The sequence below is a fragment of the Hymenobacter rigui genome, assembly GCF_003944715.1.
Classification (GTDB): domain Bacteria; phylum Bacteroidota; class Bacteroidia; order Cytophagales; family Hymenobacteraceae; genus Hymenobacter; species Hymenobacter rigui.
The window spans coordinates 214,869-237,288 of sequence record NZ_RWIT01000001.1 but is presented as its reverse complement, the minus strand read 5'-3'; the positions used below and the strand labels follow the sequence as shown (position 1 = coordinate 237,288).

Below are 22,420 nucleotides of genomic sequence, written 5' to 3'. Positions count from 1 at the left end.
AATTGGGGCTGATACGGCGGGGCTTGCGCGGGGGTTACGGCGGGGCCAGACACAAAAAACCGCAACCCGCAGGCAACGCTTTCCGCCGCGCATCCATCTACCCTGGCATACGTCACCTGTTCCACCTTTTTGTTCGCATCCCATGAAAACGTTCCGGATAGTATCTGTACTGGCTGTAACCGCCCTGCTGAGTGGCACCGCTACATTTACGGCCCTGGCCCAACAGGTGCGCAGCGTCGGCAGCTTTGAGCAAGTAAAAGCCAGCGGTGCCATTGATGTTGTGCTGAAACAGGGCCCGGCTACGGAAGTGAAAATAGATGCCGAACCCACGGTACTGGAGCACGTGCGGACCGAGGTGCAGGGCAATACGCTGGTACTGTACCGCGACAAAGGCCTGTCCAACCTGCTGTCCAACAAGAAAGTTACCGTGTACATCACCTGCCCCACGCTCACGGGTGTTTCCGTCAGTGGTGCTTCTGATGTAAAGAGCACCACCCCTTTCACCGCCGATAACTTCACCATTCAGGCCAGCGGTGCCTCCGACGTGACGATGAACCTGAACGTAAAAACCCTGACGGCTACGGCCTCCGGGGCCAGCGACCTGCGCCTCTCCGGCCGCGCCGAACGGCAGCAGATTCACATCAGCGGCAGCAGCGACTACAAAGGCTACGAGCTGCAGAGCCGCATCGCCGATGTGCAGGCCAGCGGTGCTTCCGATGCCTACGTGGCCGTGACGGAAGAGCTGCAAAGCCACGCCTCCGGCTCCAGCGACGTGCATTACAAAGGCAAGCCCCGCCTGATGCGGTAAGGGCGGTTATTTCTTCAGAAAGGCTCCGCAGAACGCTCTGCGGAGCCTTTTGTCTGTTCAGAGCCCCAGTACCCATGGCGCCGACATACCTGGGGAGCCGGCAGGCCAGCCATTGCTGCTGCCCGCAACCGGGTACCTTTGCGGGCCTATGACCGAGCACCGCCACTTTCTGCTGTACAAACCCTTTGGCTACCTCAGCCAGTTCATGAGCAACAACACCCGGGAAGCACGGAAAAAGAAGTTTCTGGGCGAGCTGCACGATTTTCCGGCCAACACCATGGCCGTGGGCCGGCTGGATGAGCACAGTGAAGGCCTGCTGCTGCTCACCACCGATGGCCGGGTAAGTGAGCGAATCCGCCGCAAAGATGTGGAGAAGGAATACTACGCCCAGGTAGATGGCGTGCCCACCGACGAAGCCATTCGGCAACTGCAGGAAGGCCTCGAAATTGCTCACCGCAGCGTACTTTACCAGACGCTGCCGGCCCGGGTGCGCCGCCTAGAGCACGCCCCCGATCTGCCGGCCCGGGGCCGCAAAATCCGCGACGAGCGGCACGGGCCCACCAGCTGGGTCAGCATTATTGTAACGGAGGGCAAGTTCCGGCAGGTGCGCAAGATGACGGCTGCCGCCGGCTACCCTACCCTGCGGCTGGTGCGGGTGCGCGTGGCCGATATCTGGCTCAGTGATATGCAGCCCGGCGAGGTGCGCGAGGTGCCGGAGCTGATAGCCGCGGACGAATACGATGAACCCATGCAGGCAGTGAGCGAATAGCCGGCCCGGCCAGCCCCACCGGAAAACCGCCGGGGCTGCTACATTAGCCGCCGCCAACCCTTGCTGCCTGTATGCCTTTCCGCCTTCTGCTCCTCTGGCTGACTGCCGGCCTGCTCCTACTGTCCGCCTGCTCCTCGCCCGATACCCCAGCCGCCCAGCCCGACTACCTTACCCGAATTCCGGACCCCAAAACGCTGGGCGAAACCTACGTCAGCAACCCCGACAGCCTGCTGGCCCCAACCACGGTGCAGGACCTCAACGTCACCCTGCAGGCCCTCGATCAGAGTGGCCGGGCGCACATTGATGTGGTGGCCGTACGCAGCATTGGCGAAGAAACCCCCAAAACGGCCGCCACAGCCTTATTCCGCCGTTGGAAAATCGGCGACAAAGACCAGAACAACGGCCTCTTGCTTCTGCTGGTACTTGATCAGCGGCGGGTGGAAATGGAAACCGGCTATGGCCTCGAAGCCGACCTGCCCGACGTAATCTGCTTCCGCATTCAGCAGCAATATATGGTGCCCCTGCTGCGCGAGCAGCGCTACGATGAAGCCGTGCGCCAGGGTGTGGCGGCCCTCATCCGCCAGCTCGGTACCAGCTCCGCCGCTCTCGCCCCCGCCGATTCTGCCGCCGCCCCTGCGGCTCTGCAGGCCGCTCCCGAAACTGCCCCGGAGCCAGTGGTGGTAGTGGAGAACTTTGTGGACAACAGCTGGAGCGGTTTAACCGTGGTAGCTGCCTGGATGCTGGTCATGTTGTGGCTGACGGCCACCGTTGCACTGTTGGTGCAGAAACCCGCCGTACCGGCTCCGCGCTGGATTCTATGGCTAAGCCTGGGCATTGTGCCGGCGTACGGTATCCTCGTTGTCTTTACTAACTGGCCGCTCCCGGCAAGTGTGTTGCTGGCTCTGTGCTACGGCTTCCCGCTGCTGTACACGCATCTGTACCTGAGGGGCGTCAAACGGGAATTGCGCACTACGTACGCGACCAAAACCCGGCACGAGCAGTACATATTTCTTCACCAGGCCCATCATAACCTGGGCTTCACGGCTTGGCTGTTTCCGCTGGGGCTGGCCTTCTACTGGGCCCGCTACCGCCGCCAGCTGCAGAAACTGCGCGAAGCCCCTTACGCCTGCCCCAGCTGTACCACGCCCATGCACCGCCTCAGCGAGCAAGCCGACGACGAGAAGCTGGAGCTGTACCAGGCGGCCGAGGAGCACGTAAAATCCGTGGACTACGACGTGTGGGAGTGCCCCCGGTGCCAGCATCACTTCACCCTCGACTACCAGAACCTCAGCACCGATGTGCTGCCCTGCCCCGAGTGCCACCACCGCACCCTCCAACCTAAGCCGGATCAGGTAATGCGCTCCGCTACTACCTCCTCGGAGGGCTGGGGCTGGCACGTACACCGCTGCTACTTCTGCAACCACGAGCAGAAAGAGAAATACACCATTGCCCGCCTGTCTACTTCCTCCGGCAGCTCTTCCGGCAGTTCCTCCTCGTCGTCGGGCAGCTCCTGGTCCAGCAGCAGCGGCGGCTCCTCGGGGGGCGGTGGGGCCGGTAGCAGCTGGTAAATACCGGCACGGCTTTGGGCGGCAGCGGCAACCAGATATTTTTTGCCGAAATTAAAAGGTACCTTTACTGCCCTGTTCCCTCAGCAGCTCATGGCAGCCCGTTGTTCAGCGGTAGGGCACGCCGTGTTTTTCCTCGGTCCGGCTTGTATGCAGCCTGTTGCAGCGGCTTTGTACTCCTCGTGTTGTGCGTGAGAAAGCCCGCTGCCACACAGCAATACTGGGGCAGTTATGTGTAATAGCTGCCCTGCTCACCACAGGAACTTTCTTCTGCTGAAGATTGTACTGAAGTGATACTCTTTTTTACCATTTCAAGGCCTTCTGGGTTAGAACGGCCATTACCTAAAGACGTCATTACCACATATGGGTAGATCACAAGCCACCTTCGGCAAGAGGGAAAATGAAAAGAAGCGTCTGAAAAAGCGGCAGGACAAAGAGGAAAAGAAGGAAGAACGCCAGGCTAATGCCAAGAAAGGCCAGGGCCTCGATGAGATGCTCGCCTACGTGGATGAGGATGGCAACATCTCCTCCACTCCTCCCGATCCGAAGAAGAAGAAGCAGGAAATTAAGCTGGAAGATATTCAGCTGGGCGCAGCGCGCGTCGTTGAGTCGGATGAAGACCCGATCCGCAAAGGCACCGTTACGTTCTTCAACGAATCGAAGGGCTACGGCTTTATCAAGGACCAGGCTACCGGCGAGAGTGTGTTTGTGCACGTAAACCAGGTGCAGACTTCAGCTCCGCTCAAGGAAAACGACAAAGTGACGTTTGAGGTGGAAATGGGCCAGAAAGGCCCCAGCGCGGTGGGTGTTAAACTAGCCGCCGCCGTATAGCCTTCCGCATACAGCCTTGTATACGCAAAGCGCCAGCTACTCCCGCAGTAGATGGCGCTTTTTTTGTTGGGCCATTCCAGCCGTGGCAAAACCCTCAGGGGCCTATTGCTACCCATATCAGAACCTATATATTGCCGCCCGGTTGCGCCCTGTGTTTGGCCGCCGCCGGGTGGAGTCCAGCAACCACTATACAAACGGGGCGTATCCGAAAAGCCTGACGAGTAGGACCTTTCCCAACCACCACACTAGTACGCATGAATTACTTTTTACACGTATTGAAGAACTACGCGCTGTTCCGCGGCCGCGCCCGCCGCAAGGAATACTGGATGTTCGTGTTGTTCAACCTCATCTTCGCCGTAGCTGCTATTGTGCTGGATAATGTGCTGGGCACCGCCATGGATGGTATTGGCTACGGTGCAATTTATGGCCTATATACACTGGCTATGCTGATTCCGAGCTTAGCCGTAGCAGTTCGGCGCCTGCACGACATTAATAAGAGCGGCTGGTGGCTGCTGATTACTTTCCTGCCCCTGGTAGGTGGTATCTGGCTGCTGGTACTGCTGGTAACCGAAGGTACCCGCGGCGAAAACCAGTACGGCCCGGACCCCAAAGCCGGGGAGGCAGTATTGGCTTACTAAACGTTTCCGGATAGCATAAAAGCCTTCAGCTGCTCTAGAAGCAGTTGGAGGCTTTTTTTATGAGTAAACATCTATAACCGGTCGTAACACAACGCAACTCAGCGCCACTGCCGAAGGTGCGGGCATGCTGGCGGTAAATCTGTATGTTGCGCCTCATTGCGCTTATCCGTTTATTCTATGCTTACTGTATTGATTCGGGCTTTTCTCTGCGGCTTTCTGCTGCTCCTGCTATCCGTTACTACCCGCGCCCAGACCAGCCCACTCGCCGCGGCCGACCTCGACGCTTTCTACGACCAGCTGAACGCCTACCGCACCGCCCGCTACCAGCCTCTGCCCGAGCTGGAAGCCCTGCAGCTGCCATCCACTTTTTCGGGGGCCGATGTGGCGGCCCTGCGCCTGCGGGAGCGGCACATTGTGCGGGTGGATCTGGTGTACACGGCCTTCCGCCTCAACCCCGACTTCAACCAGCGCCAGCTCAACCTCAGCCGCATCCGCAACCTGGCCGCTGCTGTGCCGGGGCTGTTGCAGGATGAGTCGGTAACGTGGACGCTGGTAGAGCAGACTGGCTGCAATAGCCCCGCCGAGTGCCAGCCGTTTTTCCACGGGTTTGTGGTGTACGTGGCCCGGCACGCCACCGCCGCCACCATGCGCGCCGACCTCGACAGCCTCACCCGCAAGTTGCGCGTGCTGGAAAAGAAGCGTCCTAAAGCCGGCAAAAAGGCTCCCGGTAAAAAAGTGGCCTGCAACCTGCCCGGCTCCCGCTACACCAACCGCCAGATGGCCCGCAGCCTGCGCCGCCTCTACAAATGCCCTGAGCGGGAAGCGCAGCTGGTGAAGTTTCAACTGACGGTGGACGCCCGCGGCACCGTGCAGAAGGTGAAGGTGCTGCCCACCGCCCACCCCGTGTGCGTGGCCGAGCTGGAGGAGGCCATCCGCAAAAGCGTGACCTTCACCTCCGGCTTCCCCATCGACCGCAAGATGTTTCCGTTTCTGGCTACCGGGGCCATCCGGCTGCCCATTGGGCCGCTGCAGCTGCTGGGCCCCGCCGATATGGGCTTCACCCACTTTGCTCTGCCCGACTCGGCGGCCCGGCTGTACCGGGTGTTTCTGAAGCACAAGAACAAGCAGCACAAGGAAGACTACTGCGAGGCGCGCATCACCAAAAAAGGCGAGCTGCTGGCCGCCGCCGACACCGCCGCCCCCGAGCTGGCCCTGCCGCCCGATGCAGGCGTGGTGAGCCGGGTGCTGCAGCGCCACCCCGAGTGGAGCAAGGAAGTGGTGGTGACCGACGTAACCGGCAGCATGTTTCCCTACACCTACGATTTGCTGGCTTGGTTGCAGCTCAGCGCCCTCGAAGACGAAAAAACCTTCGTGTTCTTCAACGACGGCAACGACCAGCCCGACAAAGAAAAGCGCCTGGGCAAAACCGGCGGCCTCTACCACGTGAAAACGGATAGCTACGAGGCCATCAAGAACAAGCTCATTGAAACCATGAAGGCCGGCGGCGGCGGCGACGCGCCCGAAAACGACGCCGAAGCCCTGCTCTACGCCCAGCAGCTGGCCGCCGCCCCCGACTCGGCCGAGCTTATCCTCATTGCCGACAACTACACCTTCCCCCGCGACGCCAGGCTGCTCAAAAACACCACCGCCCACGTGCGCATCATCCTCTGCGGCGTCCGCGACTACATCAACCCCAAGTACCTCGCCCTGGCCCGCAAGCACGGCTTCAGCCTCCACACCATCGAGGGCGACATTGAGAACCTGAGCAAGCTACTGGAAGGCGAAACCATCACCATCCAGGGCCAGCAGTACCAAGTGACGAAAGAAGGGTTTAAGCTGGTGCAGAAGACCTGATTAACCGCCCTACTTCTTTACACTTATCCTTCCCGGGCATCGTGCTACCAGCAACCGGGCAACGTGCTTTCCTTTCTTCTCTTTTCACTTTACGCTACCCATTATGTCAGAGCAGGAAATCGAACCGGAGAATTCGTCTTCCGGGGCCCCCATTTACCGTTACGAAAATGTAGAACCCGAACCGTTCAGCCTGGCATCTGGCGACGAGGAATCCATTGAGGCTATTTCGAGGCACATCGAACAGCACGTGGGCCCTGTTACCGGGGTTTTTCACGAGCTTATCTCGGACAAAGTGCACCTAGACGTGCATATCGTGGCTCCCACCAAGGATTTTCCCTTTTACACGCTGGTTACGTCCGGCATGAGCGACCTGCCCATGACCGTGCCCGCCGATGCAGAGAGCCCAGCGTACGCAGAGCTCTGCATTCTCCTTCCCAGTACCTGGCCCCTGTCAGACGTTGGGCAGGCAGACTCTACCCCAACGGACGAAGCCTACTGGCCCATTGGCTGGATGAAGTTTATAGCCCGTTTTCCGCACGAATACCATACGTGGCTGGGGTCCGGCCACACCATCCCGAACGGGGAACAAGCCGAGCCTTATGCCGCTGATACAAAACTGGGCTGCATGCTGCTATTGCCTTCTATCAGCTTACCGGAGGAGTTCCGGGAACTGCGCGTGACGGACGAAAAGACCATCCACTTCTACTGTCTGTACCCCATTTACAAGGAAGAGATGGAGCTAAAAATGAACAAGGGCGTCGATGCGCTGCTCGACAAGTTCGATGAAGCCGGCATTTCCGACGTGATAGACGTAGCCCGTCCCAACGTGGCCAAGAAGAAAGGTTTCCTAGGTTTGTGGTAGCTGGCCACACCCCCTCAATACCGAAAAAGCGGCTGCAACTCCTGAGAGCTGCAGCCGCTTTGGTTTCTAGCGTAAGCGCCGGAATTACATGTGAATCGCCCGGTTCTCCGTAGCTGCCAAACAGGCTTCCTTCATGGCTTCGGCGTAGGTGGGGTGGGCGTGGCTCATGCGGGCTACGTCCTCGGCGGAGGCGCGGAACTCCATGGCCGTTACGGCTTCGGCAATGAGGTCGGCGATGCGGGGACCAATCATGTGCACGCCCAGGATTTCGTCGGTTTCCTTGTCGGCCAGCACTTTCACGAAGCCGTCAAGGTCCATGGAGGCGCGGGCGCGGCCCGAGGCGCGGAACGGGAACGAGCCGGTTTTGTAGGCTTTGCCCTGCTCCTTCAGCTGCTCCTCGGTATAGCCCACTCCCGCCACTTCCGGCCAGGTGTACACCACGCCGGGAATGAGCAGGTAGTTGATGTGGGGCTTCTGGCCGGCAATGGTTTCGGCCACAAACACGCCTTCTTCCTCGGCCTTGTGGGCCAGCATAGCCCCCCGAATCACGTCGCCAATGGCGTAGATGCCGGGCACCGAGGTTTGCAGGTGCTCATCCACCTTAATGCGGCCGCGCTCCTCCATCTGCACGCCGGCGGCTTCCAGGTTCAGGCCCGCGGTGTAGGGCACGCGGCCCACGGCCACCAGGCAGTAGTCGCCCTCAAACTTCACTTCCTCGCCCTTGGGATTGGTGGCGGTTACTGTCACGGTATCACCCTCGCGGGTGGCGCCGGTTACCTTGTGGCTCAGGAAAAACTCGATGCCGATTTTGCCCAGGATGCGCTTGAGCTCCTTGCCCAGGCCCCGGTCCATGGTCGGGATGAGCGAATCCATGAACTCCACCACCGACACTTTCGCGCCGAGGCGGGCGTACACCGAGGCCATTTCCAGCCCGATAACGCCGCCGCCAATCACAATCATGTGCTTGGGCACTTCGCGGATGTTCAGGGCCTCGGTGCTGGTGATGATACGCTGCTTGTCCTGCTGGATGAAGGGCAGCACGGTGGGCTTGGAGCCGGTAGCAATGATGACGTTTTTCGTCTCAATCTGCTGGGCTTCGCCGCCGGCCGTGGGCGCAATGCTGATGTGGTTCTTATCGACAAACGAACCAACGCCGTGGATGACGTCGATTTTGTTTTTCTTCATCAGGAACTGAATCCCGTCGGTATTGGCCTTCACCACTCCGTTTTTGCGGTCGATGAGCTGGTTCATGTTGATCTGCAGGTCGCTCAACTCAATGCCGTGCTCCTTGAAGGTGTGCGCGGCGTTATGGTAGTGCTCCGTCGAGTCGAGCAAAGCCTTGCTGGGAATGCAGCCCACGTTGAGGCAGGTGCCGCCCAGGGTGTCGTATTTCTCGATAAGGGCCGTTTTGAGGCCGAGCTGGGCGCAGCGGATGGCCGCTACATAACCGCCGGGGCCGGAGCCGATAACGGTAACGTCGTATTGGTTCATGCGAAGGTGAATTCGGTGGAAATCAACTGTGCGCGAAGGTACGGAAGGGGAAATTGGGAAGCCGGGAAATTGTGCAGTTGTGTTGGCTGGACATCCATACAGGCGAAAGGTGCATACTTTCAACCCAAGCTGCGAACTAGAGCTAGTTCCCCTCCTTGGAAAGGAGGGGTTAGGGGTGGTTGACCTCGCGTCAGAACAGGTACTAGTATTAGATCTAAAAACCGTGCAACGAGTATCAACCACCCCTAGCCCCTCCTTTCCAAGGAGGGGAACTAGCTCTAGTTCGCAACCCAGATTACCTATTCTCCTATCCACATTCCCTCACACGCCAAACGGCTCCCCCACCGGCAAAAACCAGCAGAGGAGCCGTTAGCACGACAGAGTAACGCCATAGGAGCCACCGTTACGGGCCGGTAGCTCCGGGAATCAGAGCCGGACAAGCGTCGGCTCTTTCTGTCTGAGTTTCCGATGGGCGGTGGCCCTGAGGAAAGAGCGAAGCGCCGCCTCACTTCCGGGCCGCCCGAACGGCTCCCCTGCAGCTATCCAGGCGGCGTTGCAGCAGCACTTCGCGTTAGGCCGCGCGCAGAGCCGGCGCCGTTTCCAGCTGCTCGGCCAGCGTGCGAAGAATATCCCGCGCCAGCGCCAGATTAGTGGTTTGCGCATCCACGACCAGCGCAATCAGCTGCTCGCCGGTGCGCGTAAGCCGCAGCAGGTGCAGCTGGCTGGACAGGGTGATGAGCACATCCTCCAGCTGCTGATCGGGCAGCCGCAGGGCCGCCAGGGCCTCGTGCTTGCGCTGCACCAGCCCCACCTGAAACCGGGCGGCGGCCGGCAGATCCAGCGCGGCACTGGCGGAGTGCGCCGCTAGGCTGCTGCCCGAGGCTACGTCAATCACCGTTACGCCCAGCAGCAGCGGCAGCTCGGCCCTGAACTGATCAATCAGTTCCGTAGCCTGCCGGGTTAGCGCCTGCCGGCGCTTGTGCAGGGCGGGCTGCCGGGTACCTTTCTTACGATACGACTTTGGTTTCACGCGAGAGAAAAAAACGAACGACTACACTACCTCCGCTGCCGGAGCACCCATGTCCGGAGCCGAGCAGGCAGGCACTCCTGCCCCACCCGACTCCGGAAATGCGGGTGTTAGAATTGCCACCAGTGGCGCTTTGCTTTGGCGCGGGGCTGCAGCGTAACGTCGGCGTGGCCGGTGCTTTTCACGCCCAGCTCGGCTTCCTGGTAGCCGGCGTAGCCGTATTGCAGGGCGGCGGTACCAACCGGTACCTGCAGCGCGTATTCGCCCTGGGCGTTGGTAGAGGTGCCGCGGTACGTGCCGGGCTGCAGTACGGTAGCGCCCACCAGGGGCTTGCCGTTCTCATCCAGAATGCGGCCCCGCACCGTGAGCATGGCGCGGGAGCTGCTGGCCTCGGTGCTGGCTAGGGCGTTGGCTTCGGTGATAGTGCCGGCATCGGCCACTACGGGCGTCAGCTCGGTGGGCGTGCCATCGTTTACGGGCGTGCGCTCGGAGGGCAGGCGGGTGCCGGCAAACACCATGGTGCCCACCAGTACGGCTGAGGCAACCAGCCCCGTAGCCCGGCGGCGGAAGCGCACCGGCTCCGTCCGGATATAGAGCAACTGCTTCTGCACCCAGGTGGGGGCCGTTTGCGGCTCTTCGGCGGCGCGCAGGTGCTCCCAGCGCGTAAGGGTTTCATGGGCCTTGTCGGCGTCGCGGTGCAGGTAGGCTTCCACGGCTTTAGCGGAGGCTTTGCTCAGGTCGCCCCGCAGGTAGGCGTCGCGGTACACCGGCAGCAGCTCGCCGGTAGTAGGGTTGAAGGGAGAAGCAGTAAGTTTCATTGCAAGCAGTAGTTGGTAAGAGGTGAGAAAAAAAACTGCCTGAGAATGAGTGCCACCGCTACTTCCTCAGGTTGTTTAGGTTTCGCAGGTGCGCATCACCTCCCGGGCAATGCCTAAGTTGGTATCACGGCAATCCACGGCCACATACAGAAAGCGTTGGCCATCAGGAAGCAGCCGCAGCAAATGCAGTTGGGTCCGCAGGGTAATCAGCAGCTCTGTGAGCTGCTCTTCGGGGGGCAGGCGCAGGGCCTGCATGGCCTGCCGCTGCTGCCGGATTACCTCGGCATTAAACCCAATGATTTTGGCCGGATTGAACTCCCGGGCCGTGGTATAGGAAGCCAGCAGCTGGCCGGAGGAAATTTCGCCTACGGCCGCAGCCAGCAGCTCCGGCAATCCGTGCAGCACGTGCTGCAGCCACCGCTCGGCAGCCATGCGGGCCGGGCCGGCCGGACCAGCGCCCACAATTTTGTTGACGGTGGGCCCGGTAAGCGTCTGGAGTTGACTCAGAAAAGGAATCTGCATAGAAGAGGCCACCAAAAGCGTTGCATACAAGCCGCTCGCTCCCGGCGGAGCCGGTTGGTGTGGCCGGCGGACCGGCTGCTCAGGCCAGGGAGCCCGAGCCCGACTCGGCCGGGGCAGCCACCAGGGGTGGGGCTGCCCCGGCAACGGGAGTCGCGGCCGTTCCCTTAGTTCAGAGCGGAAGCGTGGCTGCGCAGCACTTCCCGGGCAATGGCCAAGTTGGTATCCCGCGAGTTCACCACCAAGTAGATGAACTTGTTGTTTTCGGTAATTTTCAGCAGATGAATCTGGTTGGACAGCGTAATCAGAATATCCTCAATTACCTCACCCGTGAGCTTAAGGGCGGCCATAGCCTTCTGCTTCTGCTTTACCACCTCGGTGTTATAAGCCGCAGCCGTATCGGGGTTGATGCTGGGCGAGTTGGTGTGCGAAGCCAGGCTCATGCCGGAGGTGGTGTCCACCACGGCTACGGCCACCAGGCTGGGCAGGTCGTTGATGATTTCTTGTACTACTTTACCAGCAGCGTTGTTCGTAGAGTAAGCCATGATAACAGGGGGGGGAAATTGAAATGTGTGGAAGTGAAAAGTCAGCCTGTTCGTGCTACCAAGTGGCCTTCTGAATCCGGCGGGTCCACGCGTTGACCTGCTATACTCATTTTGGCAATTTACCTGGAAGCTCAAAAGATGCCCACCTGATAAAACATCAGCGTAATCACCTGAACGCGGCTAACTTGCTCAACAAAATTCCCACATTTACCCCTGCTGTGAAATGATTCGCATCAACCGGAAAAATGATTGTAATTAAAGTTTTCCCATCATTACCGAGCTGGGAAACCATTCTGGGATATTTATAATACTATTTCAACAAGCTTACACACAATCCGACAGAAAGCAAAATCCCCGGGCAGCAAAGGCTACCCGGGGACATACGCACAACCAGCCGCAGCCGGTTGCCTGATTGCACTATTTTAATCGTACATACTGGCCAGCTCGCTGATTTTCTCCCGTTCCAGCACCATAATGCGGCTGCCCTGCGTGAGCACCAATCCTTCGTCGCGGAACTCGGAGAGCAGGCGGCTGGCGGTTTCTTTGGTAGTGCCGGTAAGGGCGGCCAGGTCGTCGCGGGATACGGGGATGCTGAACGGCTCATCGGTGGCGGGCCGGAACGCCTGGTCCAGCAGCAACAGGGCTTCGGCCAGCCGCTCGCGCACGGGTTTATAGGCCGTATGCAGCAGCCGGGCCTCAGCGTCGCCGAGGTTGCGGGCCATCAGGCGCAGCAGGGAGTGGGAAAACTGCGGGTTCTGTTCGAGCAAGCTGAAAAAATCGGGGCGCGGAATCAAGCACACTATGCAGTCGGTGAGGGCAGTAGCGGCGGTGGTGCAGAACTGGCCCATCATCAGGGAGCGGTAGCACAGCACATCTCCTTCCCGGGCAAGCCGGATAATCTGCTCCTTACCGTCGGCGCTGAGCTTGGAAATTTTCACCTTACCCTGAAACACGCAGTACAGGCCCATAGCGCGGCTGCCCTGCTGAAAAATCACCTGCCCTTTGCGGTACGACTGGTGCATCTTGCCGCCGGCTATCAGATCTATTTCGGCGTGCTGACAGGCTCCCAGCAAGGACCGCGCAACGTGCGGACAGACCTGACAGGAAAGAGGAACGGAGGGAACTACCATACGCGCTTTACTCTCGGTGAAAAAGACCCGATATTAAAAACCAATGTCTTTTTTCTTATAAAAAACACTATTCAACCAATCACTCAATTCCGATGCTACAGCCTAATGCATAACGCGTAGAAGGCAGAAATGCAGCTCCGAAATCTTCTTCAAAATCTACATACAGCCGAATTTACACGTTTACCAAGCAAATGATTCCATTATCAAGCTTTTACTATATAAAAAAAATCATCCTTCCGTTTTCCCAAAGACGGAAGGATGAATAACAGAATAAGACAATTTATATCACAACTATTCCAGCAGCGTTCCTACGTAATAATTTTCGGTATCAACCTCCAGATTATCCCGTTTCAAATTGGGAACTGCCAGTGGTTGAAATGTGGTACCGACGGGCATTAACTGGTAACTACCGCCCCGGGTGCGTACCCGCACGGGCAACGCAAAGTCAGGCTCGGCGGCAATCCAGCGGGCCTGGGGCGGGCCTGCCTTTGGAAAGCGCACCTCCAGCACCGGCAGCCCGGCGTGGCGCAGGTACTGGTTGAACACCGGCGTAAGGTTCTGGCCCAACTGCTGGTTGAAATAGCCGATGACCTGCTCAGTGGTAATGGTCTGGTGAAAAAACTGCTTGTTGAGCCCCCGCAACAGCTCCCGCCACCGGGCATCATCGGGCACGTAGGCCGTCCGGATCATGTTGAGCAGGTTGCTGCCCTTGTCGTACATATCAGACGAGCCTTCCCGGTTTACGCCGTAGGTGCCAATGATAGGCGAATCGTTGCGGATGTTGCGGCGCTGCCCGTGGATGTACTGCTGGCCGGCCTCCTTGCCAAACTGGCTTTCCACGAACAGGGCTTCGGAGTAGGTGGTAAATGACTCGTGAATCCACATATCGGCAATATCCTGGCTGGTGAGGCTGTTGCCAAACCACTCGTGGCCGCTTTCGTGAATGATGATGAAGTCCCACTTATCACCCCAGCCCGTGCCCGACCGGTCGCGGCCCAGGTAGCCATTCTGGTACTTGTTGCCGTAGGCTACGGCGCTCTGGTGCTCCATACCCAGGTGGGGCGCATCTACCAGCTTGTAGCCATCCTTATAGAAGGGGTACGGCCCAAACCAGCTTTCCATACTTTTGAGCATGGGCGGCACGTTGGCGGCAAACTGCGTTTTGGCCTTGGCCAAGTTTTCGGGCAGTACCCAATAGTCCAGCGTGAGCGGGCCACTCTCGCCGGCGTAGGTACCGCCACTGAAATGCTGGTAGTCGCCCACGTTCAGGGCCACATCATAGTTGTTGATAGGGTTGGAAACTGCCCAATCGAAGCGGGTAGCCCCTCCCTTCAGCGTGGTGGTGCGGCGCAGGCGGCCGTTGGATACGTCTTTGAGGCCTTTGGGAACCGTTACGCTGATGAGCATGGAATCCACTTCGTCGGCCTGCTGATCTTTGCAGGGCCACCAGATGCTGGCCCCCACACCCTGGCAGGCCGAGGCTATCCAGGGCTTACCTTTGGCATCCTGGGTGAACACCAGCCCGCCGTCCCAGGGAGCCTGCTTGGCCTCGGTGGGCTGCCCGCTGTAGAACACGGTGAAGGCCGCCCTGCTGCCTTTGCTGACGGGAGCCGGAAACGTGACGAACACGGCATTGGCCTCCCGGGTGAAGGGCAGCGGCTTGCCCTGGTACTCCACCTTATCCACCTGCAGGTTAGCAAACAGATCGAACTGCAGGCGGCTGAAGTCCTGGGTGGCCGTAAAGCGGAACTCGTTGGAGCCTTTAAGGGCTTTGCGGGCAGGATCCACCTGCACGTCGAGGTGGTAATAGTTCAGGTCGTAGCAGGTGCGCAGTGCCGACTGGTAGCCGCGCAGGGAGTCGGCGCGGGTGAAGGCAGCTTTGGGTTGCAGCAACTGGGCCTGGGCGCTGGTTAGCACGCTGGCGAAAAGAGCAGTCAGGAAAATACGCACGGTAATACGCGGGTAGGGTACAAGGCAAAGAACGGCAGCCTACGCGAAACGCTGCACTGGCAGCCGGATTTCCTGTGACGGAATCTGTTGCCACGGAAGGCGCCACCACCGCCGGACGAAGCAATGTGGCGTAGGTTTGTAGCATGTCTGCCTCCTCCTCTCCTTCCCGGGCCTCGCTGCTGCTGGCCTTCGCCGCCGTGTACATCATCTGGGGCTCCACCTACCTGGGTATCCGCTTCGCCATCGACTCCATTCCGCCCCTGCTGATGGCCGGCAGCCGCTATACCCTGGCCGGGGCGCTGCTGTATGGCTTTATGCGGTGGCGCGGCGAACCACCACCCTCCCGCCAAGGGTGGCTGACGGCTTGTATCATTGGCGTGTGCCTGCTGGGCTTTGGCAACGGCGGTGTGACCCTGGGCGAGCAGTACATTCCCACGGGCCTCGCAGCCTTGCTCGTGGCCACGGTGCCGATGTTTCTGGCCGTGCTGGGCTGGGCCAGCGGCATCAGCCCCCGGCCCCGGCTGCTGGTAGCGGCCGGGCTGGCGGCCGGCCTCGGGGGTGTGTACCTGCTGGCCCGCACGCCGGGCGCCGGACACGTAGCCAGGCCGGGGCACGAAAGCCTGGGCATCGGGCTGGTGCTGCTGGCGGCGCTGGTATGGGCCATTGGGTCCCTGTATTCCAAAAAGAAACAGCCCGCCCCTTCACCGTTCCTTTCGGGAGGCATGCAGATGCTGTGCGGCGGGGCGGCTATGCTGGTAGTAAGCCTGCTGAAAGGAGAAGCCGCCGGGTTTGATCTGGGGCAGGTTACCAGCACCTCCTGGCTGGCGTATGCCTACCTCGTCACGTTCGGCAGCATTGTGGGATTTACGGCCTATATCTGGCTGCTGCGGGTGGTAGAGCCCTCACTGGCGGGCACCTACGCCTTTGTAAACCCGGTAGTAGCGGTAGTGCTGGGCTGGCTCTTTCTGCATGAGGTACCCAATCCGCAGATGCTGGGCGGCGCGGCCCTGATTGTGCTGGCAGTAGCCTGCGTAGTGCTGGGCGGGCGCACCCGGAAGTAGCACCGTCACCTGACGTTTATCATGTCCAAGCCGCACTTAACGCCGTACTTTTATAAAGCATTGAAACGTAGACTGTATGGCTGATTCTGTTGCTCCGACCCTGCCCGATATTCAAGCTGAGGAAGATGTAAGTCAACTGGTAGATTCCTTCTACCACCGGGTGCAGCAGGACGAATTGCTGGGCCCCATTTTCGAGCGGGTAGTGCAGGGGCGCTGGGCTCAGCACCTGAGCACGATGTATGATTTCTGGAGCGGCCTGCTGCTGAACACCGGCCGTTACCGGGGCCGGCCATTCCCCAAGCACCTTGCCCTTCCCATTGATGGCCGCCACTTCCGCCGCTGGCTTCAGCTGTTCGTCGAAACCGTGGAAGCTCAGTATCAGGGACCTGTGGCGGACGAAGCTATTTACCGCGCCGGTACCATTGCGGCCGTGTTTGAGCACCGAATTTCCCAGGCCCGAAATCCTTTCCACATTCTCTAAAAAAAGCCGCTTACGAGGTATCCTTTGAGGTTTTGGGCTCGTACAAGCCCCATCTCTTCCCTCAACCTGATTGGGTAACGCGTAAAAAGATTTTTCGCTGGTTCGCGAAAATTCCGAAACCTGCGTAAATTCGCTACGTATCCACTCGTCCTACCCTCCTCCGTATGGCTACCTTGACTTCCCTCCCCGATCTGCGCACCGAAGGCGACATTATGACGCTGGTGGATACGGCGTTCAGTAAAGCCAAAAACGACGAGCTGCTCGCTCCCGTTTGTCAGGCCGTAGCGCAGGTGCACTGGCCCCGCCACCTCACCTCGCTTTACGATTACTGGAGCAGCGCCCTGCTGGGCACCACCCGGTACCAGGAAGGCGAGCTGATTCCCCTGCACTCGGCCCTACCCTCCAAGTGCCTCAAGCGCTGGACGGAAGTATTGACCAGCACGGTCCAAGAGAAATTTTCCGGCTCCAACGCCGAAAAAGCAATGCACCAGGTAGCTACGCTGGCCTCTAACTCCATCGGCGCCTAGCTTTAACCCGTTTCACCCACCCCCAATTCCCACCCGTTCTCCTCACACATTCACCCATCCACCCATACCAAAAAGCCCCCCGGACCAGAATCCGGGGGGCTTTTTATTTTACACGCAATCAGGCCTATACGGATTAGTGTATTGCAGCTGCCTAGTTTCGAATGCTTCTTCCAGCGCATCCCACCCATTATTGATTTTATAGTCCCTTTCTTCTTCCGTTATCGGAATCAGCCAAAGGTTATGCAGGTGTTTACCCTCCCATTCGAACACTTCCAATCCTTCCCCATCCAAATAAGGCAGCGAAACGAAGCCGAACGAAGCAGCAGAGTTATCCTGCCAAGGTCGGCCAAAGTTCACGGTATGGTGCAAGCCTAACGGTAAACCGTTACGATGATAGGAGGCTACAACTGTCAGCAATTCTACCAACGTGGCGTCCTGCTTGTCGGAAAATATGTGCAGTTCAACAAGGTCCTCCGGCCGGTTTAAAGACATACCGAGAGTTGAGTATATCCACATAGCATGCACTGGACCGGGCGGAAATTCCAGCACTCGGAAAGCGGCATCCAGCTTCTCGGTAGGCCCACTTTGCCATAACACCGGCTGGGCTTCCACTTGCCAGTTCTTCTGCAAGTGTTGCTGCAGTTCTGTCAGATCGTACATACTTGTGAGAAATAGATAGCCCAAACACACGTTTGCCGTCTTTTTTACGGTGCAAGCACACGTAAAAAAGACGGCAAACGTGTAGTCAGAATTCCGCAATTACACGCCCAGCAGCAGGCGGGTCGGGTCTTCGAGCAGCTCTTTCACGCGCACCAGGAACGACACCGACTCGCGGCCGTCGATGATGCGGTGGTCGTAGCTCAGGGCGAGGTACATCATGGGGCGAATCACCACCTGGCCGTTTTCGGCAATCGGGCGCTGCACGATGTTGTGCATGCCCAGGATGGCCGACTGCGGGGCGTTGATGATTGGGGTGCTCATCATGGAGCCGAACACGCCGCCGTTGGTGATGGTGAACGTACCGCCGGTCATCTGCTCGATGGTGAGCTTGTTGTCGCGGGCCAGCGTGGCGAGGCGCACGATTTCCTTCTCAATGCCATCAAACGACAGCTCCTCAGCGTTGCGAATCACCGGTACCACCAGCCCTTTCGGGGCAGATACGGCAATGCTGATGTCGCAGAAGTCGTTGTATACGATGTCGGTGCCATCAATCTGGGCATTCACGGCGGGCCACTCTTTCAGGGCCACGCACACGGCCTTGGTGAAGAACGACATGAAGCCGAGGCCCACGCTGTGCTTCTCCTTGAACTTGTCCTTGAACTTGTTGCGCAGGTCCATGATGGGCTGCATGTTCACCTCGTTGAAGGTGGTGAGCATGGCCGTTTCGTTCTTCACCGACACCAGGCGGCGGGCAACCGTCTTGCGCAGGTTGCTCATCCGCTCACGGCGCACATTGCGGTTGCCGCTGGCAGCCGGAGCCGCCTGCGGAGCCGCAGCCGGTTTGGCGGCAGCGGGAGCTGCGGCCGGAGCCGGAGCAGCAGGCTTGGCCTGGGCGTTCTGGGCATCTTCTTTCGTGATGCGGCCGTCGCGGCCCGAGCCTTGCACGTCGGCGGGACTGATGCCTTTCTCACCGAGGATTTTGCCGGCCGCCGGCGAAGGCGTGCCGGTAGCGTAGCTGGTGGTTGCCGAAGCCGCCGGAGCAGCGGCGGCCGGAGCAGCCTGGGCAGCAGCCGGAGCAGCCGCGGGAGCCGAAGCCGGAGCAGCAGCACCGCTGCCGCCTTCGATGCGGGCAATGGTAGCACCGATACCGATAGTTTCGCCTTCCTTAGCGGCGTGGCGCAGGATGCCGGTGCCTTCGGCGGGCAGCTCAAACGTGGCCTTGTCCGATTCCAACTCGGCAATGATTTCGTCGCGCTGTACCTGGGCCCCGTCCTCTTTCAGCCACTTGGCCACCGTCACTTCCGTGATGGATTCGCCCACGGCCGGAATCGTCATTTCCACGGTAGCACCGCCGCCGTTGCTGGCGGGAGCAGCAGCCTGAGCGGCAGCACCGCCGGCAGGCTGGCCACCGTAGCCGGCCTGGTCGCTGGCAGTGGGGTTCTGCTCGCCCTGGCTTACCGGATCGGCAGCGGGGGCGGCGGGGGCGCTGGCAGCCGGAGCCGCAGCAGCCGGCGCGGCAGCCGCACCTGCACCGTCGATTTCGGCAATGGTGGTGCCTATGCCGATGGTTTCGCCCTCGGCAACGCGGATTTTCAGCACGCCGTCGGCCTCGGCGGGCAGCTCGAACGTGGCTTTGTCGGATTCCAGCTCGGCCAGAATCTCGTCGCGCTTCACGGTGTCACCGTCGGCTTTCAGCCACTTGGCAATGGTTACTTCGGTGATAGACTCGCCGACGGCGGGGATTTTAATTTCCAGACCCATAAGTGGGAGTTTTGAAGGGTTTCGGTGGGGAATGTCGGGGAAGTTGTCATTCCGACGCAGGAGGAATCTGGGTGAAGCCGTTGTCCGTTTTCACTCAGATTCCTCGCGCTGCTCGGAATGACCCAGGACTAGTCCTGCTTCTTGGCTACTTCGGCGGTGGCTTTGATGTTGTCGTCGGCCACGGCTTCCTTGGGCTTGTCGAAGGCGCGGGCCACGAGGTCCTTCTGCTCCTTCACGTGCACCTTGTTGTAACCGGTAGCCGGCGAGGCCGAGGGCTTGCGCGAAATCACGTCTTCCAGCTCGCGGCGCATGAAGCGCAGCAGGTAGTTCCAGTAGCCCATGTTCTCAGGCTCTTCCTGCACCCAGTACACCTTGGCTTTGGGGTACTTGGCCAGCTCGGCGTCGAGTTGCTTCTTGGGGAAGGGGTGCAGCTGCTCCAGGCGCACAATGGCCACGTCGGTGCGGCCCGACTGCTGCTGCTCGTCCAGCAGGTCAAAGTACACTTTGCCCGAGCACAGCAGCACGCGCTTCACCTTCTTGGCGTCGGCGTACACATCGCCGAGCACCTCGCGGAAGTGGCCGGAGGTGAACTCTTCCACCGGCGACACGCACAGCGGGTGGCGCAGCATCGACTTGGGCGACATCACCACCAGCGGCTTGCGGAACTCCCAGGTCAGCTGACGGCGCAGCGCGTGGAAGAAGTTGGCCGGCGTGGTCATGTTGGCCACGATGATGTTGTTTTCGGCGGCCAGCTGCAGGAACCGCTCGGGGCGGGCGTTGGAGTGCTCAGGGCCCTGGCCTTCGTAGCCGTGGGGCAGCTGCAGCACCACGCCGTTCATGCGCTGCCACTTGCTTTCGCTGCTCACGATGAACTGGTCAATCATGGTCTGAGCACCGTTGGCGAAGTCGCCGAACTGGGCTTCCCAGATGACCAGGGCCGTGGGGTTGGCCATGGCGTAGCCGAATTCGAAGCCCAGCACCGCGTACTCGCTCAACAGCGAGTTGTAGATGCTCAGCTTCTCCTGGCCTTCGCCGATGTAGTTGAGCGAGTTGTACGGGGCCGACGTTTCGGCGTCGTGCAACACGGCGTGGCGGTGCGAGAACGTGCCGCGCTGCACGTCCTGGCCGCTTACGCGCACAATGTGCTTCTCGTCGAGCAGGGAGCCGTAAGCCAGCAGCTCGCCGGCGGCCCAGTTCAGCATGCGCGTCTCGAAGAACATCTTCTTACGCTCCTCCATCAGCTTTTCAATCTGCTTCAGGGGGCGGAAGCCTTCAGGCAGCGTGGTCAGGGCCTTGCCTACTTTGGCCACCACTTCCTCGCTGATGCCCGTTTCCGGCGACTTTTCGAAGTCCTCGGGCTTGCTGCGGCGCAGGCTGCGCCACTCGTTTTCGAGGGCCTGGTAGTTGTAGGGCAGCGGCTTCTGCTTCACCATATCCAGGCGGGCCTGCAGGGTGTCGCGGAACTCCTTGTCCATTTGCTGGGCCAGCTGCGCGTCCACGTCGCCGCGCTGCACCAGCATGGCGTTGTACACCTCGCGGGGGTTCTGGTGCTTGCTGATGAGGTTGTAGAGCGTGGGCTGGGTGAACTTGGGCTCGTCCGACTCGTTGTGGCCGTGGCGGCGGTAGCACACCATATCAATGAAGATATCGGCGTGGAACTGCTGGCGGTACTCGGTGGCGAGGCGCACGGCAAACACCACGGCCTCGGGGTCGTCGCCGTTCACGTGCAGCACCGGCGCGTCAATAATCTTCGCCAAGTCGGTGCTGTAAATTGAAGAACGGGCGTCCTCAAAATCGGTGGTGAAGCCCACTTGGTTGTTAATCACGAAGTGGATGGTACCGCCCGTCTTGTAGCCTTCCAACTGCGACATCTGCGTTACCTCGTAGCCGATGCCCTGGCCAGCCAGCGCCGCGTCGCCGTGGATGAGGATGGGCAGAATCTGGTGGTAGTCGCCGCCGTACTGGTGCTCAATCTTGGCGCGCACGAAGCCTTCCACCACCGGGTTCACCGCCTCCAGGTGGGAGGGGTTGGGAGCCAGCTTCAGGTTCACCTTCTGGCCGCCGCTGGTTTCCACTTCCGACGAGTAGCCCATGTGGTACTTCACGTCGCCGTCGCCCATGGTCAGGTCCGGTACGGCCGTTCCCTCGAATTCCGAGAAGATCTGCTCGTAAGTTTTGCCCATGATGTTGGCCAGCACGTTCAGGCGGCCGCGGTGGGCCATGCCAATCATCACTTCCTTCACCCCCAGCTCGGCCGATTTATTAATAATAGCGTCGAGGGCCGGGATGGTGGTTTCGCCGCCTTCCAGCGAGAAGCGCTTCTGGCCCAGGAACTTCGTGTGCAGGAAGTTCTCGAATACTACGGCCTCGTTCAGCTTGCTGAGAATGCGCTTTTTGTAGTCGATGCTGGGGTTGAAGCTCAGCGAGTCCTTCTCCACTTTCTCGCGGAACCAGTCGAGCACCTGCGGGTCGCGGATGTACATGTACTCGAAGCCGATGGTGCGGGTGTACACCTTCTGCAAAGCGGCCACAATCTCGCGCAGCGTGGCTCCTGAGCCCAGGCCCAGCACTTCGCCGTTCTTGAACTTGGTATCAAGGTCGGCGTCGCTCAGGCCGAAATCGGCAATATTGAGGCGGGCCTTCCGGTCCTTCCGCTCGCGCACCGGGTTGGTTTTGGCTACCAGGTGGCCGCGGCTGCGGTAGGCGTGAATGAGGTTGCGCACCTGCGTTTCCTTGTCGGCCGCTACCATATCCACGGCCCGGACGGCGCCGGCCTGGTTGGTGCTGGCCGAGGTGGTCAGCACGCCTTCGCCATCGGCCTGCGGGATACCACCTTCGGGGTACTGCTGGGCGAAGTCGAAGCCTTCAAAGAATTTCTGCCAGCTCGCATCCACCGACTGCGGGTCGGCCTTGTAAGACTGGTACAGGTTGTCGAGGTAGTCGCCGTGGGCGTTGGCGATATAAGAGTTGGCGTCCATGCGGTGGGAGCTGGTGGTGTCAGGGGGTAAAGGTAAATAGCCTGATCAGGAAGTAAAAACTGATATGCGCATGTACGAATAAACCTTCTAATCAATCAGATAATTGCGCCTGCGTTTCTTGCACAGGTACCGATGTCCAATCTAT

The 22,420-nt window shown here is 59.8% G+C and carries 20 protein-coding genes; 10 read left to right on the top strand and 10 right to left on the bottom strand.

All coding sequences use genetic code 11. The features are described 5' to 3' along the window. Positions 1-142 precede the first annotated feature (142 nt). From EI291_RS01000 to EI291_RS00970, 7 genes are all read left to right on the top strand, one after another. Entirely contained in the window at positions 143-808 is a 666-nt protein-coding gene (locus EI291_RS01000; protein WP_125417404.1) for a head GIN domain-containing protein, read from the top strand. Positions 809-956: 148 nt separating this feature from the next. After that, positions 957-1,577, top strand: a complete 621-nt coding sequence (locus EI291_RS00995) for a pseudouridine synthase (RefSeq protein ID WP_125417403.1) — start codon at positions 957-959, stop codon at positions 1,575-1,577. Between the two features lie 71 nt (positions 1,578-1,648). Next, positions 1,649-3,145, top strand: a complete 1,497-nt coding sequence (locus EI291_RS22995) for a TPM domain-containing protein (protein ID WP_125417402.1) — start codon at positions 1,649-1,651, stop codon at positions 3,143-3,145. 360 nt (positions 3,146-3,505) lie between these two features. Further along, positions 3,506-3,973, top strand: coding sequence for a cold-shock protein (locus EI291_RS00985; protein ID WP_125417401.1), 468 nt, complete (start codon positions 3,506-3,508; stop codon positions 3,971-3,973). 254 nt (positions 3,974-4,227) lie between these two features. Beyond that, on the top strand, positions 4,228-4,611 hold the full coding sequence (locus tag EI291_RS00980) for a DUF805 domain-containing protein (RefSeq protein ID WP_125417400.1): 384 nt from the start codon (positions 4,228-4,230) through the stop codon (positions 4,609-4,611). A 177-nt stretch (positions 4,612-4,788) separates the two neighbouring features. Beyond that, the gene (locus EI291_RS00975) at positions 4,789-6,465 is read left to right on the top strand and encodes an energy transducer TonB (protein WP_125417399.1); all 1,677 of its coding nucleotides are present in this window, start codon (positions 4,789-4,791) and stop codon (positions 6,463-6,465) included. A gap of 103 nt (positions 6,466-6,568) precedes the next feature. Further along, positions 6,569-7,327 (top strand): suppressor of fused domain protein, encoded by a 759-nt coding sequence (locus EI291_RS00970; protein ID WP_125417398.1) that lies wholly within the window; start codon positions 6,569-6,571, stop codon positions 7,325-7,327. Between the two features lie 84 nt (positions 7,328-7,411). Here EI291_RS00970 and lpdA read toward each other — a convergent pair whose 3' ends face one another. The 7 genes from lpdA to EI291_RS00935 form a co-directional block, all read right to left on the bottom strand. Next, on the bottom strand, positions 7,412-8,818 hold the full coding sequence (lpdA, locus tag EI291_RS00965) for a dihydrolipoyl dehydrogenase (RefSeq protein ID WP_125417397.1): 1,407 nt from the start codon (positions 8,816-8,818) through the stop codon (positions 7,412-7,414). Between the two features lie 571 nt (positions 8,819-9,389). Beyond that, a complete protein-coding gene (locus EI291_RS00960; protein ID WP_125417396.1) occupies positions 9,390-9,848 on the bottom strand; it encodes a hypothetical protein in 459 nt (152 codons plus the stop codon). Positions 9,849-9,955: 107 nt separating this feature from the next. Beyond that, complete coding sequence (locus EI291_RS00955) at positions 9,956-10,663, bottom strand: carboxypeptidase-like regulatory domain-containing protein (protein WP_125417395.1); 708 nt, start codon at positions 10,661-10,663, stop codon at positions 9,956-9,958. Between the two features lie 75 nt (positions 10,664-10,738). Next, positions 10,739-11,185, bottom strand: a complete 447-nt coding sequence (locus tag EI291_RS00950) for a hypothetical protein (protein ID WP_125417394.1) — start codon at positions 11,183-11,185, stop codon at positions 10,739-10,741. Between the two features lie 164 nt (positions 11,186-11,349). Further along, positions 11,350-11,727 carry a hypothetical protein gene (locus EI291_RS00945; protein WP_125417393.1) on the bottom strand — a complete coding sequence of 126 codons (378 nt, stop codon included), beginning with the start codon at positions 11,725-11,727 and terminating at the stop codon, positions 11,350-11,352. A gap of 422 nt (positions 11,728-12,149) precedes the next feature. Beyond that, positions 12,150-12,749 carry a Crp/Fnr family transcriptional regulator gene (locus EI291_RS00940; RefSeq protein WP_170172445.1) on the bottom strand — a complete coding sequence of 200 codons (600 nt, stop codon included), beginning with the start codon at positions 12,747-12,749 and terminating at the stop codon, positions 12,150-12,152. A 399-nt stretch (positions 12,750-13,148) separates the two neighbouring features. Further along, on the bottom strand, positions 13,149-14,807 hold the full coding sequence (locus EI291_RS00935; RefSeq protein WP_125417391.1) for a M1 family metallopeptidase: 1,659 nt from the start codon (positions 14,805-14,807) through the stop codon (positions 13,149-13,151). 143 nt (positions 14,808-14,950) lie between these two features. Between EI291_RS00935 and EI291_RS00930 the strand changes: the two genes are divergently transcribed. From EI291_RS00930 to EI291_RS00920, 3 genes are all read left to right on the top strand, one after another. After that, on the top strand, positions 14,951-15,868 hold the full coding sequence (locus EI291_RS00930) for an EamA family transporter (protein ID WP_125417390.1): 918 nt from the start codon (positions 14,951-14,953) through the stop codon (positions 15,866-15,868). 76 nt (positions 15,869-15,944) lie between these two features. Then, on the top strand, positions 15,945-16,349 hold the full coding sequence (locus EI291_RS00925) for a group III truncated hemoglobin (protein ID WP_125417389.1): 405 nt from the start codon (positions 15,945-15,947) through the stop codon (positions 16,347-16,349). A gap of 164 nt (positions 16,350-16,513) precedes the next feature. Further along, the gene (locus tag EI291_RS00920; RefSeq protein ID WP_125417388.1) at positions 16,514-16,876 is read left to right on the top strand and encodes a group III truncated hemoglobin; all 363 of its coding nucleotides are present in this window, start codon (positions 16,514-16,516) and stop codon (positions 16,874-16,876) included. 108 nt (positions 16,877-16,984) lie between these two features. On the opposite strand, the gene EI291_RS00915 is transcribed toward EI291_RS00920, so the two are convergent. The 3 genes from EI291_RS00915 to EI291_RS00905 all read right to left on the bottom strand — a co-directional run bounded on the left by EI291_RS00915 (position 16,985) and on the right by EI291_RS00905 (position 22,275). Continuing rightward, positions 16,985-17,536 carry a suppressor of fused domain protein gene (locus EI291_RS00915; RefSeq protein WP_125417387.1) on the bottom strand — a complete coding sequence of 184 codons (552 nt, stop codon included), beginning with the start codon at positions 17,534-17,536 and terminating at the stop codon, positions 16,985-16,987. Between the two features lie 99 nt (positions 17,537-17,635). After that, positions 17,636-19,297: a 2-oxoglutarate dehydrogenase complex dihydrolipoyllysine-residue succinyltransferase gene (gene odhB, locus EI291_RS00910; RefSeq protein ID WP_125417386.1), complete on the bottom strand. Its 1,662-nt coding sequence runs from the start codon at positions 19,295-19,297 to the stop codon at positions 17,636-17,638. Positions 19,298-19,425: 128 nt separating this feature from the next. Beyond that, positions 19,426-22,275 carry a 2-oxoglutarate dehydrogenase E1 component gene (locus EI291_RS00905; RefSeq protein ID WP_125417385.1) on the bottom strand — a complete coding sequence of 950 codons (2,850 nt, stop codon included), beginning with the start codon at positions 22,273-22,275 and terminating at the stop codon, positions 19,426-19,428. Between the last annotated feature and the right edge of the window lie 145 nt (positions 22,276-22,420).

What these genes read in the sequence shown, in the direction of transcription:
- EI291_RS01000 (WP_125417404.1), top strand. Translation starts at nt 143, where the DNA reads ATGAAAACGTTCCGGATAGTATCTGTACTGGCTGTAACCGCCCTGCTG.
- EI291_RS00995 (WP_125417403.1), top strand. Translation starts at nt 957, where the DNA reads ATGACCGAGCACCGCCACTTTCTGCTGTACAAACCCTTTGGCTACCTC.
- EI291_RS22995 (WP_125417402.1), top strand. Translation starts at nt 1,649, where the DNA reads ATGCCTTTCCGCCTTCTGCTCCTCTGGCTGACTGCCGGCCTGCTCCTA.
- EI291_RS00985 (WP_125417401.1), top strand. Translation starts at nt 3,506, where the DNA reads ATGGGTAGATCACAAGCCACCTTCGGCAAGAGGGAAAATGAAAAGAAG.
- EI291_RS00980 (WP_125417400.1), top strand. Translation starts at nt 4,228, where the DNA reads ATGAATTACTTTTTACACGTATTGAAGAACTACGCGCTGTTCCGCGGC.
- EI291_RS00975 (WP_125417399.1), top strand. Translation starts at nt 4,789, where the DNA reads ATGCTTACTGTATTGATTCGGGCTTTTCTCTGCGGCTTTCTGCTGCTC.
- EI291_RS00970 (WP_125417398.1), top strand. Translation starts at nt 6,569, where the DNA reads ATGTCAGAGCAGGAAATCGAACCGGAGAATTCGTCTTCCGGGGCCCCC.
- lpdA (WP_125417397.1), bottom strand. Translation starts at nt 8,818, where the DNA reads ATGAACCAATACGACGTTACCGTTATCGGCTCCGGCCCCGGCGGTTAT.
- EI291_RS00955 (WP_125417395.1), bottom strand. Translation starts at nt 10,663, where the DNA reads ATGAAACTTACTGCTTCTCCCTTCAACCCTACTACCGGCGAGCTGCTG.
- EI291_RS00950 (WP_125417394.1), bottom strand. Translation starts at nt 11,185, where the DNA reads ATGCAGATTCCTTTTCTGAGTCAACTCCAGACGCTTACCGGGCCCACC.
- EI291_RS00945 (WP_125417393.1), bottom strand. Translation starts at nt 11,727, where the DNA reads ATGGCTTACTCTACGAACAACGCTGCTGGTAAAGTAGTACAAGAAATC.
- EI291_RS00940 (WP_170172445.1), bottom strand. Translation starts at nt 12,749, where the DNA reads ATGCACCAGTCGTACCGCAAAGGGCAGGTGATTTTTCAGCAGGGCAGC.
- EI291_RS00930 (WP_125417390.1), top strand. Translation starts at nt 14,951, where the DNA reads ATGTCTGCCTCCTCCTCTCCTTCCCGGGCCTCGCTGCTGCTGGCCTTC.
- EI291_RS00925 (WP_125417389.1), top strand. Translation starts at nt 15,945, where the DNA reads ATGGCTGATTCTGTTGCTCCGACCCTGCCCGATATTCAAGCTGAGGAA.
- EI291_RS00920 (WP_125417388.1), top strand. Translation starts at nt 16,514, where the DNA reads ATGGCTACCTTGACTTCCCTCCCCGATCTGCGCACCGAAGGCGACATT.
- EI291_RS00915 (WP_125417387.1), bottom strand. Translation starts at nt 17,536, where the DNA reads ATGTACGATCTGACAGAACTGCAGCAACACTTGCAGAAGAACTGGCAA.
- odhB (WP_125417386.1), bottom strand. Translation starts at nt 19,297, where the DNA reads ATGGGTCTGGAAATTAAAATCCCCGCCGTCGGCGAGTCTATCACCGAA.
- EI291_RS00905 (WP_125417385.1), bottom strand. Translation starts at nt 22,275, where the DNA reads ATGGACGCCAACTCTTATATCGCCAACGCCCACGGCGACTACCTCGAC.